The 12,412-nt window shown below is 72.7% G+C and carries 13 protein-coding genes; 7 read left to right on the plus strand and 6 right to left on the minus strand.

Annotated elements, in window-relative coordinates:
- Complete coding sequence (locus PV789_RS04005; RefSeq protein WP_274976192.1) at window positions 1–639, plus strand: response regulator; 639 nt, start codon at window positions 1–3, stop codon at window positions 637–639.
- Between the two features lie 9 nt (window positions 640–648).
- Here PV789_RS04005 and PV789_RS04010 read toward each other — a convergent pair whose 3' ends face one another.
- Window positions 649–1,818: a GAF domain-containing protein gene (locus PV789_RS04010; RefSeq protein WP_274976193.1), complete on the minus strand. Its 1,170-nt coding sequence runs from the start codon at window positions 1,816–1,818 to the stop codon at window positions 649–651.
- Window positions 1,819–1,930: 112 nt separating this feature from the next.
- Between PV789_RS04010 and PV789_RS04015 the strand changes: the two genes are divergently transcribed.
- Together PV789_RS04015 and PV789_RS04020 are read left to right on the plus strand one after the other, a co-directional pair.
- Window positions 1,931–2,692 carry a GAF and ANTAR domain-containing protein gene (locus tag PV789_RS04015; protein WP_274976194.1) on the plus strand — a complete coding sequence of 254 codons (762 nt, stop codon included), beginning with the start codon at window positions 1,931–1,933 and terminating at the stop codon, window positions 2,690–2,692.
- Window positions 2,693–2,788: 96 nt separating this feature from the next.
- The gene (locus PV789_RS04020) at window positions 2,789–3,136 is read left to right on the plus strand and encodes an STAS domain-containing protein (protein ID WP_212641544.1); all 348 of its coding nucleotides are present in this window, start codon (window positions 2,789–2,791) and stop codon (window positions 3,134–3,136) included.
- On the opposite strand, the gene PV789_RS04025 is transcribed toward PV789_RS04020, so the two are convergent.
- Both PV789_RS04025 and PV789_RS04030 read right to left on the minus strand, forming a co-directional pair.
- A complete protein-coding gene (locus tag PV789_RS04025) occupies window positions 3,126–4,097 on the minus strand; it encodes an anti-sigma factor RsbA family regulatory protein (protein WP_274976195.1) in 972 nt (323 codons plus the stop codon). The two genes, PV789_RS04020 and PV789_RS04025, sit on opposite strands and share 11 nt — an antisense overlap.
- Before the next feature lie 131 nt (window positions 4,098–4,228).
- Window positions 4,229–5,506: a glycosyltransferase gene (locus PV789_RS04030; RefSeq protein WP_274976196.1), complete on the minus strand. Its 1,278-nt coding sequence runs from the start codon at window positions 5,504–5,506 to the stop codon at window positions 4,229–4,231.
- 824 nt (window positions 5,507–6,330) lie between these two features.
- Here PV789_RS04030 and PV789_RS04035 point away from each other — a divergent pair.
- A complete protein-coding gene (locus PV789_RS04035) occupies window positions 6,331–7,092 on the plus strand; it encodes a PP2C family protein-serine/threonine phosphatase (protein WP_017567879.1) in 762 nt (253 codons plus the stop codon).
- A gap of 270 nt (window positions 7,093–7,362) precedes the next feature.
- On the opposite strand, the gene PV789_RS04040 is transcribed toward PV789_RS04035, so the two are convergent.
- The 3 genes from PV789_RS04040 to PV789_RS04050 form a co-directional block, all read right to left on the minus strand.
- Window positions 7,363–8,031, minus strand: coding sequence for a copper resistance CopC family protein (locus PV789_RS04040; RefSeq protein ID WP_274976197.1), 669 nt, complete (start codon window positions 8,029–8,031; stop codon window positions 7,363–7,365).
- 8 nt (window positions 8,032–8,039) lie between these two features.
- On the minus strand, window positions 8,040–8,654 hold the full coding sequence (locus PV789_RS04045; protein WP_274976198.1) for a copper resistance protein: 615 nt from the start codon (window positions 8,652–8,654) through the stop codon (window positions 8,040–8,042).
- A 189-nt stretch (window positions 8,655–8,843) separates the two neighbouring features.
- Window positions 8,844–9,113, minus strand: coding sequence for a WhiB family transcriptional regulator (locus PV789_RS04050; protein WP_013156198.1), 270 nt, complete (start codon window positions 9,111–9,113; stop codon window positions 8,844–8,846).
- Window positions 9,114–9,925: 812 nt separating this feature from the next.
- Here PV789_RS04050 and ectA point away from each other — a divergent pair.
- The 3 genes from ectA (at window position 9,926) to PV789_RS04065 (ending at window position 12,303) form a co-directional block, all read left to right on the plus strand.
- Window positions 9,926–10,423: a diaminobutyrate acetyltransferase gene (ectA, locus tag PV789_RS04055; protein ID WP_302475385.1), complete on the plus strand. Its 498-nt coding sequence runs from the start codon at window positions 9,926–9,928 to the stop codon at window positions 10,421–10,423.
- Window positions 10,424–10,512: 89 nt separating this feature from the next.
- Window positions 10,513–11,778, plus strand: coding sequence for a diaminobutyrate--2-oxoglutarate transaminase (gene ectB, locus PV789_RS04060; protein WP_274976199.1), 1,266 nt, complete (start codon window positions 10,513–10,515; stop codon window positions 11,776–11,778).
- A 129-nt stretch (window positions 11,779–11,907) separates the two neighbouring features.
- Entirely contained in the window at window positions 11,908–12,303 is a 396-nt protein-coding gene (locus tag PV789_RS04065) for an ectoine synthase (RefSeq protein WP_274976200.1), read from the plus strand.
- The last annotated feature ends 109 nt before the right edge of the window (window positions 12,304–12,412 follow it).

Below are 12,412 nucleotides of genomic sequence, written 5' to 3' on the forward strand. Positions count from 1 at the left end.
GTGACCCAGAAGGCCAACATCCTTCTCGTCGACGACCGCGACGAGAACCTGATCGCGCTGGAGGCCGCACTCACCTCACTCGACCAGAACCTGGTCAGGGCCAACTCCGGTGAGGAGGCGCTCAAGCACCTTCTGGGCACCGACTTCGCGGTCATCCTGCTCGACGTGGTCATGCCTGGGATGGACGGCTTCGAGACCGCCGCGCACATCAAGCAGCGCGAGAAGACCAAGGACGTGCCGATCATCTTCCTGACCGCCCAGGAGGTCGACCGGCACCAGGTCTTCCGCGGCTACGCCTCGCGCGCGGTGGACTTCCTGCTCAAGCCGTTCGACCCCTGGGTGCTGCGCTCCAAGGTCGAGGTGTTCGTGGAGCTGCACCAGCTCAAGGCGCAGATGCGCGAGCAGGCCCGCGCCCTCCAGCGCGACCTGGGCCAGGAGACCGGTGAGCCCGGCAAGGTCCTGGCCGAGCAGCTGGCGCAGCGCTCCCACCAGGTCCAGGCCGACCTCGCCCAGCTGCGCGAGCACATCGTGACCAACTACCAGGACGTGGACCAGAGCCTCGTGGACGGCGTGCGCCGGGTGGACAGCGCGGTCTCGCGCCTGTCCACGCTGGTGGACACCCTCCACGGCCCCGCATGACAAGGACCCTCAGGCGGAGGGCCGGGGCGGCAGCGCCAGGCCGATGTGCTCGCCGATCTCCTCGATCAGGCCCAGGTCGGCCAGGCGGAAGCTGCCCCGGTTGCTGCGGCGGATCAGGGTGAGCGCGCCGCGCACGCCCCGGCTGCCGCGCAGGGGGACCGACAGCAGCGAGCCCGCGCCCAGCATCGACAGCAGCGGCGCCCCCGACGGGGCGTGGCCCAGCACGGCCTCGTCCTCGATCAGCGGGAACAGCAGGGACTGGCCCCGCTCCAGCACCTCGCCCGGGATGTCGGAGCCGCCGGGCGCCGCCGAGGCCACCGCCTCCCTCTGCGCCGGGAGCGCGTCGGCCGGACCCGCGACCACGGCGCGGCGGGGCGCCACGGACGAGGTCGGCAGGTCGCACACGTCCACGACCACCCAGTCGGCGTAGGAGTCGGCCAGCAGGTCGGCGGCGTCAGCGAGCGCGAGCGGTTTCCCCGCACCGCCCGGACCGGCCGAGCGCAGCAGCAGCCGCGTCATCCGGGTCAGCACGTCCAGCCTGCGCGCGGCCAGCACCACCACCTGGTCCTCCACCTCCGTCTCCAGCGGGGCGGGGCCCTCCTCCTCGGCGCCGTTCATCGGCGGCGACATCGCCACCAGCACCAGCGGGTTGGGCTCGGTGGGCAGCTCCAGCCGCGTCAGGGTCAGGTGCACGTCCTCGGCCCAGCCGCGCTGGGCCAGCCGGGACTCCAGCGCGGCGTCGCCGTCGCCGCGCAGCACCGCGGCCAGCCAGGACTGCATGGCCGCGCGCTTGCGCAGGTCGACGAAGTGGGCGAAGGGCTTGCCGGTGAGGTAGCCCGGCGCGCTGCCCAGCCGCGAGGCGCCGGAGTTGTTGATGCGCCGGATGTAGCCCTCGTGGTCCAGCAGCACCGCGGGGACGCTCAGCTCCTGGAACATCGCGCGCAGCAGGGCCCGGTCGCCGTCGTCGCCCTGGCGTCGCGGCTCGGGCTGGGCGTGGGCCCCGGCCAGTTCGGCCCCCGCGTCGCCCAGCAGGCGTTCGGCGTACTCCAGTTCGGCCAGGGCCGCCTCGGCGGTGCCCTGGGCGTCGTCGGGATACATGGTGTGCGTGTTGCGCAGGGCCGCGATGCGTTCACCCAGTGCGGTGATCTCACGCTGCAACCCGGCGAGGTTCTCCGACACGCTCAGGTCTCCCGTCGTGGATGGGGTCTTCCCGAAGAGGGCGGATGTCCGCTCCCGCGGTCTTCCAAGGTTACGGTTAGTCCGAGCCCGGAAACGGCAAGGAGGCCCGACTGTGTGGATCGAACGCCTGGCCCGGGACATCGGAGCGCTGGGACAGGCGGACGGCACGACCCTGGAACGGGCCCTGGACCAGATGAGCAGGGCCGCGGCCCTGGGCGTCCCCGGCTGCTCGGCCGCCCTCGTCGTGGTCTGGCGCGAGGTCGGGGGGGCCGACGGCTCCGTTCGGCACGTGGTCACCGACTACGGGGCCTCCCACGCGGACCTGTCCGCGGCATTCGAGCACCAGTACACCACCGACCAGGGGCCCACCGTCGAGGCCGTCCGCGAGATGGGGCGGGTGCGGGTGGGCGACATCCTGCGCGAGCCCCACCGCTGGCCCCGCTACACCAGCATGGCGGTCCAGTGCGGGGACCGCTCCTCCATCACCCTGCCCAGCCTGCTGCCCGGCGAGGGCGACGACCGGGTGATCACCTTCGGCGTGCACTCCGGCCGGGCCGACGCCTTCGACGAGGAGGTCGTCGCCCCGCTGACCGCCCTGCTCGCCGAGCACGCCGCCGTGTCGCTGTACAGTGCCGGACGCCAGGCCGACGTGGCCAGGGAGACCGCCCACATGCGCCGGGCCATGTCGGCGCGTACGGTGATCGACCAGGCCAAGGGCATCATCATGCACGCCCGCGGCTGCGACGCCGACACCGCCTTCGCCGCGCTGCGCGAGGTCGCCCAGCGCAACCGCAAGCGGGTGGTGGACGTGGCCCGCGACCTCGTGGCCGAGAACACCGGTCCCCAGCCCCGGATGCGCCCCGACCGAAGGTGAACGGGCGGGCAACACCGGGCGATGAGTCCCGAGCGTGATCGAAAAGCGCCATGATGAGGGCTCGGGGCCGTCCCGGAACAAGAAGGAGAAGTGACCGTGACGTCAGACATCTCGATCCGTCGCGAGGATGACGTCGTCGTCGTCACCCCCGCGGGGGAGATGGACGCGGTGACCTCTCCCGCGCTGGCCGACGTCCTCGACGGCCTCCTGGCCGCCGAGCCGCCACGGGGGGTGGTGGTCGACCTCGCCAAGGTGTCCTTCTGTGACTCGCGCTGCATCGGCGTGCTCGTCTCCGCCTACCGGCAGGCCCGCGACCTGGGCGTGGGCCTGATGGTCGCCGAGCCCCAGCCGCAGGTCAACCGCCTGTTCGTGATAGCCGGGATCGACCAGGTCATCCCGATCGCGGCCAGCACCGGCGCCGCGGCGGAGTCCCTCAGGGGCTGAGCGGGGCCCGCGTCCCGGACTCCCGGACGGTCTCGGACTCCCCGGCCCCGTCCACGAAGTGCAGCCGTACCAGGGAGCCCTCGCCGCTGCCGCTGATCTCCAGGAAGTCACAGGTCTGCCGGGTGATCCACAGCCCGTACCCGCGCGGGCGCATGCTGTCGGCCGGGCGGTAGCCGGTGAGCGGGTCGAAGAGCCCGCCGCGCTCGTCGAACACGTCGCACACCCACCGCCCCGGGGCGCGCCAGACCTGCACGGTGCCCTTGCCCGCGCCGTGCTCCAGAACGTTGGCCGCCAGCTCGTTGACCGCCACCACCAGGCTGTCGATGCGCTCGGGCGGGAACCCCGTGGACTCGCCGAGCGCCGCCAGGTCGGCGCGCAGCCGCGGCAGGGACATCCCGATCTCCAGCCGGTGCACGGGCCCGCTGACCGGCAGCGGCTCCGGGGCGACCGGCCGGGTGCCGAAGGCGGCCGTGCCCAGGTAGGCGGGGTTGGGACGGGGCCCGCCGGACTCCACCAGCACCGGGTGGGTGGCCACGACCGCGGACCGCGTCCGCGGGGCCAGGTCGCGGTCGTCGTGGACGCACAGCAGGCTCAGCCGCTGCGGGGCCAGCGCCGTGGACAGCACCGACTCCAGCCGGTGCCACTCGCGCAGCTCCATCCCCGAGACCGGCAGGGGCGGCTCGGCCACCACGACCACCGGCACGGGGTCGTGGACCAGCGCCAGGCGGTGCAGGGCGGCCAGGGTGCGTCCCGGGGCGTCGTAGAACCGTTTCCGCTCCAGGACGTGCACGCGCTCGCGCTCGGAGTCCGACAGCGCCCCGACGAGCGCCGCGGCGCGCTCGCCGGAGACCGCGAGCACCGTGTGGGCGTTTTCGCGTACGGCTGAGCGCAACCGCTGCCGGGCCACCTCGTGGAACCGCTGCCCGCGGCGGAAGAGCAGTCCCTGGTGTTCGAAGGTCATCGGTACGTGGCGTCCGCGCCCGGGGCCGGCCGTCCGGCCGCCGGGCGCCACTGTCTGTGTACCCGCTGCGGCCCCTCGGGGGAAACCCCCGGGGGCCGGTGGGCCGGGCACGCCGTCGGGGCGGGCACGGCTCAGCGCGCGGTCCCGGACAGTAGCAGACCGTCCGTCTCGTCCTCGTCGGCGCGGTCCTGTTCCGTCTGCTGCGGGCGGGAGCGCTCGTAGGCCAGCTCCGTCTCGACGGCGATCCGCTGCCAGGTGAACCGGGAGCGGGCCCGGTCCACGGCGGCGATGCCGTACGCGGTGCTCATGGTCGGGGTGTTGAGGACCGCGCGCACGGAGCGCACGATCTCGTCGGGGCGGCCGAAGCGCATCAGCACGCCGCTGGTGCGGTGCAGGACCGCCCCCGGGGTGGCGCCGGTGGCGGTGGCCACCACGGGCAGGCCGCACGCCATGGCCTCCAGCACGGCCCCGCCGTAGGGCTCGTAGGAGGCGGCGGACACGTACACGTCCGCGGAGCGCAGCAGGCGGGGCAGCTCCTTGCGCTCCACGGGCCCGGCCAGGTGGACGCGGTCGTTCACCCCGGCCTCCTTGGCCAGGAGCTCGATCCGGCGGGCGTTCTCGTCCAGGGCCACGTCCAGGTCGTCGGCGGTGGAGACGAGCAGCAGCTCGGCCTCGGGGAGGCGGGTCATGGCCTCCACGAGCCGGTCGGCGCCGCCGGCCTCGGTCAGGGAGGTGACCGAGACCAGGCGGGCGCGCTCCTCGCGCCGGGAGTGCCAGTGCTCGGCGGAGGCGCTGCCCTCCACGCTGAAGTGGTCGGGGTCCACACCGAAGGGCACGACGTTGACGTGGTGGCGGGGGACGCCCAGGCGGGCCAGCTCGACCTGCTGGTCAGTGGAGTTGACTAGCACGCGGTCGGCGCGCGAGGCGAGGATGGTCTCCATGCGGGCGCGCTCGGGGTGGTGGCCGAGGCCGGAGCGCTGCTCGCTGGCGTTGAGGGAGTGGAAGGTCTGCACCAGGGGCGTGCCGCTCTGGTCGCTCTCGCTGTGCGCCTGCGCGTGCAGGGCGGCCAGGCCGCTGGTCCAGCCGATCGCGTGCAGGACGTCGGGGCGGTCCTCGTCCAGGACGGAGGCCAGGGCGCTGCCGAAGGCGCCGGTGTGCTCGGCGTGCTCCTCGGGGGACAGCGGCCGGGCCGGACCGGCGTCCAGGTAGGCGACGGAGACGCCGCGCGCCATGCGGGTGCGGCCGTCGGGCTGGTCGGGGTCGCTGCGGCGGGCGTAGACCGTCACCCGGTGGCCCCGCTTGGCGAGCTGACGGGACAGGGCGCACACGTGCAGGCTCGCGGGGCAGGCGGGCTCGCCCCTGTGCGCGGGGAGGGGGTTGGCGTGTTCGGCGACCATGGCGATCTTCACTGGGCTGAACTCCTTGGACACGGTCTCATCCGGATGTCCGTCGTAGGTGCGCCCGAGGCGACTCCGGAGCGGGGATCGGAGTCCTCACGGGCGGGGCTGGGGCCGTGGCGCCGGTTTCCGGGCCGTGGGGCCGGGTCCGGCGGGAAGGTGGCGGGGGAGGCGGGGCGCGGTCAGGGGAGGGCGGCACACGGTGCCGGACGGCGCGCCGGTGGAGGCCTCCCGGCAACACGGGAAGCCGTAGGCGCATGGCGCGTACGGCTGCCGTTGAACGGAGGGGGGAGAGGAAGAAAGAAGGGAAGACGCACGGAGATCACACCAAACGACCGGTCGAGGAAGACTGGGGCCACCGTGCGTGACAGGATGATGCCGCACGGGGCTGGTCGTGTGTGTCTGCGTCTTAGACACCCAACGGGGTTCATTCTGCCAGACGGTTCGCGTCTCGACAACGTGACGCGAATCCGACACCAAGGGACGCGGGGGTTCGGTGCTGTCCGTAACCCCGGAGTTCTCCCGGTTGGTCTGCGGTTTCGCGGTACCCGTGGGTGGCCCCTGTCGGGTCGGCCGCACCGCCGCTACTGTCGGACCGGAACACCGGGACCGCCCGGCGCGCACCGCGGATCGTCCGGCACGGCGCCTACGGCGGCGGGAACCGGGGCGGGGACTGCGTATCCGGGTGTTTTCCGCCATGATGTACGCGGATTTTGACCCACTCCGGCGGTGGCTCGGTACGGTGACAGAATCCAGACGTTGAACGGGACTCGACCAAGGCCCGGCGCGGGGCGCCGGGCAACCGGCCACGGCCGATGAAACGGGAGGAAGGGCGTATGGGTGTCGCTGGTGGGGAAGTCATTGTCACGGCCCTCACGCACCGGGGCGCTATCCGCCCCGCCAACGAGGACGCCGTCGTCATGGGTGCCCTGACCGTCGCCAGTGCGAACATGACCTCGCCGGTGCGCTGCGTCCTCCCGGTCGGGGAGCCCGTCATCCTGGCGGTCGCCGACGGGATCGGCGGTCAGGCCGCGGGGGAGATCGCCTCCGAGCACGCCGTGCACCGCATGGCCGAGATGGGGCCGCGGCTCAACGGTCCGGAGGAGATCGCCCAGCTGCTGAGCAACATCGACGAGGAGATCAAGGACCACGCCACCCAGCACACCGAGTTCTCCGGCATGGGGACCACGGTCGCGGGCGTCCTGCTCAACAACGACGGCAACTTCTGGTTCAACGTCGGCGACTCCCGCACCTACCGCCTGGAGGGGCGCCGCCTGCGCCAGCTCTCGGAGGACGACTCGCCCGCGCTGCCCCCGTCCGAGGACGGCCGTCCGGTCACCACGAACTTCATCACCCAGTCCCTGGGCGGCAGTTCGGGCGGCACGATGGTCCCGCACGTGGGCCGGGACGACGCGGCCGACCCCAGCGCCTGGCTCATGTGCAGCGACGGCCTGTCCGACCTGGTCCTGCCCGAGGAGATGGAGCGGATGATCGCCGAGGCGGGCAGCGACGAGGCCGCCGTGTACGCCCTGTGGCAGGCCGCCATGGAGGCGGGTGGCAAGGACAACATCAGCATCCTGCTGGCACGCCGCGTCTGACCCGTCCCGACCGGGCCGACCGAGTCGGCCCCGGCGGTCGGCCGACGTCCCCCGGGTCGAGCCGATCCCGCCGACCCCCGACCCCCCTCCAACCGCCGGCCTCCCCCTACCCCCGGCCCCGGCCCCCGCGCGAGCGGACGCCGCCGAAGCCTCCCGTGTCCGCCCTCCCCGTCGCCGGGCGGGCGGACCGGGCACCGAACACGACGAGGGGCCCGTACGCGCCTCCCCCGCGGGGAGGGCGCGCGGGCCCCTCGGTCCTTCGCAGCGGTCCTACTTCTGTCCGGCGTCCCCGCCCGGGCGCTTGCGCATGCGCACGGCCACGAGCACGACCGCGGCGATGCCCGCGACCGCGACGACGGCCACGACCGCCAGCGCCACCGGCGACACGCCGCCCGACTCCTCCTCGGCCGCGGCCTCGTCCGCGTTCACCTCGTCGGCGGGCTCCTGCTCCGGCTCAGCGGCGGGCTCCTGCGCGGTCTCGCTCTCCTCGGGCTCCGGCGCCGCCGCGGCGACGGCCTCCTCGGTCACCGAGAAGGTCAGGGTGTCCTGGATCGGGTGGCCGTCGGAGGAGACCACGCGGAACCCGATGGTGTACTCACCGGCCTGGTCCAGCGGGGCCAGCCCCACCGACACGTCCGTGCCGTCGAAGGTCAGGTCCCCCTCCTCGTAGGTGGTCTCCTCGTCCGGACCCGTGACGACGACGGCGCTGCCGCTGCCGCCCTCCATCGGCGAGTTGTTGAAGCTCAGCACGACCTCCTCGGGCACGGTGTCCAGGGTGGCCCCGTCCTCGGGATCGGACCCGGTCAGGACGTCGTGCGCCAGCGCGGGCGAGGGGGCCAGGGCCAGGGCGGCCGCGGCGAGGGGGGCCAGTACGGCGGCGGCCGCGCGCGCGAGCGGGCGCGGGGTGGTCGCGGTGTCGGGGGTGCGGGTGGTGGTCATGTCTTCCCTCAGTTCTCGGTACGTTCCGGCGTGCGCGCGGGGGCGCCGTGCAAGGGCGCCCCGGGAGGGGGAGGGCCGCGCGGGCCGTGCGCCGAGAGCGCGACGGGCTGGGGAGCGGTACCGGAGGCGGCGCACGCGACCGGTACGCGGGCGCCGAACGCGATGCCGGGCACGCGCAGCGGCGGCAGCGCCCGGGCGAGCAGGGCGGTCAGGAACCACAGGGCCGCCTCGCCGTGGGCGAGCAGCGCCGACGCCAGCAGGGCCGCCCACAGGTGGGCGAACAGCATGCCGGGCGCGAGGCCGAGGGCGTGGGTGATCAGGCCGTGCCCGGTGTGGTCGGCGCCGGTGTCGAGGATGCCGGGGACGGGTTCGCCCGAACCCTGGAACACCAGGTGCAGGAGGATCTGCACGCAGGCCATGACGGCGAAGATGTCGCCGAACCCGCGCATCGTGCGGGTGAAGTACCACAGCAGGGGGAACAGGACCGCGGTCGCCGCGGCCAGGCCCCCGGGGGAGGCGGGCGCCGCGGCCCACAGGTTGTGCCCGCCCCAGGCAAGCCCCGTGCACGCAGCGGCCAGGAGGGCCGTGCGCAGGAGGCGGAGTGTGCCGTGAGCGGGTCGCACGAGAAAGAACCTAGGCCGTGCCCCGGAGGGTCGCAAGATCCCCTGGGGGCGCCGGACGCGCGGCCCGGGCGGACCGGCGCTGGGCGCGGTCGTCCGGGCAGCGGACGAGGCGGGCCTGGGCCGGGGACGGTTCGAGGGGGCTGGACCGCCGGGCGGGCCGAGACCCTCCGGCGGTCCCCGTCGCCCTCGTCAGTGACGACCGGCCGGGACGAGTTCGCGGCGCATGTAGCGGCGCTCCTCGGGGGTGGTCCCACCCCAGACTCCGTGAGCCTCTCCCGCCCGCAGGGCCCACCGCAGGCACTCTTGGCGAACAGTACAGCTGCGGCAGACGGCGATGGCCTGCTCGGTGTCGGCGCGCCCGATCCCGGTGCTGCTCACCGGAAAGAAGATCTCCGGGTCCTGCGAGCGGCAGTTGCCCTGCAGGACCCAGTCCTCGCTCTCGTGGTACAGGCGGTTCACGGGCGCCTCCGATCCGTGGCTGGTGGTCCCTGTCCCCGTGCCGTGTCACCACGGCCGGACCAGGGGGCTTCTCCGCCCCACCGCCCACGGGTGATCGACCCGGGAACTGCGGCGCGGCGATGCGACCAATTGTAGTACGACTCAACGTAGTACTACACGGAGTCTGCTCGAAAAGACCGGAAATCTCAAGGGCGTCCCCGGGGTGCGGGCCGCCCCTCCCGCGGGCGCGCCCCCGGGCGGGGTCGGGGTCCGATCCTCCCCCTGCCCACACGCGGCCGCGCCAAAGGCCGCGTCCTCCCGGGTGTCGGCGTTTCGGGTGTGCCGCCAGCCCCTTTCGGCGTAGCGTGTGGTGCGCCCGCGGAGCCCCCGAGTGGCGTTATGTCGCGAGCTTTCCACCGGATTCATGTGACTTAACGCACGCTTAATATTGCTCCGCGAGGATCTATGTTTGACCCTGACGGCTGTCGGCCCCCCGAGCGCCGACGCCCGCCCTCCCCGGCGGCGCCCCGAGCCCGCTCCCCGCGGCCGAGGCGCCGAACCCCCTGTTGGGCGGGGCGTGGGACCGTGTCCCCTCCGCTCCCGGACAACCCCCGAAAGTCCAGGTCAGGGCTTTGAAGCGCTGCTAAATAAACGGGCCATACCCGTGAGCGCTCTGCCCAAACATTCGCGAGCGGCCTCCGCGAAATGTCATTGACATTCGTTCGCTAAGTTCGATCGACGTGCCACATCTACGAACGAACCTCCAAGCACGCGACCGGACTGACACCGGGGCCACGGCCCCGGGTGCCCCAGGCGCCGCGGGCGGTGGAGGCGTGCGCCTGTCGCACCCGTCCCCGGAGGACGGACCGCACATGTGGCGGCTGGCGCGGGAGAACGGCATGGACGCCAACTCCCCGTACGCCTACGCGCTCTGGTGCCGGGACTTCGCCACGACCAGCGTCGTCGCCCGCGACGACGAGGGCCGTGTCGCGGCCTACGTCACCGGCTACGTGCGGCCCGACGACCCCGACACGTACTTCCTCTGGCAGGTCGCCGTCGACTCCGCGTACCGCGGACAGGGGCTGGCCCGCCGGATGCTCGACTTCATCGGTGACCGGATCACCGACCGCGGCCTGCGCTACCTCGAAGCGACCGTCACCGCCGACAACACCGCCTCCCGCGCCCTGTTCGCCTCGTTCGCCAGGGACCGGGACGCCGAGGCCGTGTGGAGTCCGCTCTTCACCGGGGAACACTTCCCCCGGGAGGACACCCCCCACGACCCCGAGGACCTCGTACGCATCGGACCTCTCGGAGCCGGGCCCGGAGCATGACCGACCGTCCGCACCGGACCCGTTCGACCCACCCCGTCGCCCAAGCCATGAGCCCACGAACCTGGGATAAAGGAACCGAGGAACACACGATGGAGACCTTCCAGCGCCTGGAGTCCGAAGTCCGCGGATACTGCCGGAACTGGCCGGTCGTGTTCGACCGGGCCGTCGGTAGCCACGTCTACTCCGAGGACGGCAAGCCCTACCTCGACTTCTTCGCGGGGGCGGGGTCGCTCAACTACGGGCACAACAACCCCGAGCTGAAGACCTCGCTCATCGAGTACCTGACCGACGACAAGATCGTCCACAGCCTCGACGCCTACAGCGTGGCCAAACGCGAGTTCCTGGAGACCTTCGAGGAGATCATCCTCAAACCCCGGGGCCTCGACTACAAGGTCCAGTTCCCCGGGCCCGCGGGCAACAACGCGGTCGAGGCCGCGCTCAAGCTGGCCCGCAAGTACACCGGTCGCGAGACCATCGTCAACTTCACCAACGGCTTCCACGGCATGACCCTGGGCGCCCTGGCCGTCACCGGCAACTCGATGAAGCGCGGCGGCGCGGGCGTGCCGCTGGGCCACGTCGCCACGATGCCGTTCGACAACTACCTGGACGGCAAGACCCCGGACTTCCTGTGGCTGCGCAGCCTGCTGGACGACAGCGGCAGCGGCCTGGACAAGCCCGCCGCCGTCATCGTCGAGACGGTCCAGGGCGAGGGCGGCATCAACGCCGCCAGCGCCCAGTGGCTGCGCGAGCTCTCGGACCTGTGCCGCGAGTACGAGATCCTCATGATCGTCGACGACATCCAGATGGGCTGCGGCCGCACCGGCGACTTCTTCAGCTTCGAGGAGGCCGGGATCACCCCGGACATCGTCACGCTGTCCAAGTCCATCAGCGGCTACGGCCTGCCCATGGCCCTCACCCTGTTCAAGCGCGAGCTGGACGTGTGGGAGCCGGGCGAGCACAACGGCACCTTCCGCGGGTTCAACCCGGCCATGGTGACCGCCGTCGAGGCCCTGCGCCGCTACTGGAGCGACTCGGCCTTCTCCGACTCGGTCAAGGCCAAGGGCGACATGGTCGCCGCCCGCCTGGCCGAGATGGCCGCCGAGCACGCCGAGTTCGGCGCGCACGTGCGCGGCCGCGGCCTGGCCCGGGGCCTGGCCTTCGAGCAGACCGACATCGCCAAGAAGGTCGCCGCCGAGGCCTTCGAGCGGGGTCTGCTCCTGGAGACCTCCGGCCCCGAGGACGAGGTGGCCAAACTCCTGCCGCCGCTCACGGCGAGCGAGGAGGAACTCACGGCCGGCCTTGACATCATGGCTGACGCGGCCCGCGCCGCGGTCAAGGCGGCCCAGCCCGCCTAGGGACTCCCACAGGGGGATTTCCACACCACACGGTGCGGGGCCGGGCGGCGACCCTCGGGACGTCGTCCGGCCCCTCCCCGTGTGCCGTACCACCACAGGAGCGCTCAGAGCGCGTAGAGGGGGAGCACAGTGATCGTTCGCAGCATGGACGAGGTCAACGACACCGACGCCGACATCAAGACGGAGAACTGGCGCAGCCGTCGGATCGTCCTGGCCAAGGACAAGGTCGGCTTCTCCTTCCACGAGACCGTCCTGTACGCGGGCACCGAGTCGACCTTCTGGTACGCCAACCACGTCGAGCTCGTGCACTGCATCGAGGGCGAGGCCGAGCTGACCAACGAGGAGACCGGGGAGAAGCACGTCATCACCCCGGGCACCCTCTACCTGCTCAACGGCCACGAGAAGCACACCGTCCGCCCCAAGACGGACTTCCGCGTCCTGTGCGTGTTCAACCCGCCCGTCACCGGGCGCGAGGTGCACGACGAGAACGGCGTCTACCCCCTCGTCGTCGAGGAAGACGCCTGATCCCAGGACTGCCAGACCACGCGGGCGGGGCCGGTCGGCCCCGCCCGTTCGCGTTCACGCAAGGCGGCGCCGGGGTGTTCTCGGAGTGTCGCGCGGGCGGCGCCCCAGG

Source organism: Nocardiopsis camelliae, from assembly GCF_028993595.1.
GTDB classification, from domain to species: domain Bacteria; phylum Actinomycetota; class Actinomycetes; order Streptosporangiales; family Streptosporangiaceae; genus Nocardiopsis; species Nocardiopsis dassonvillei.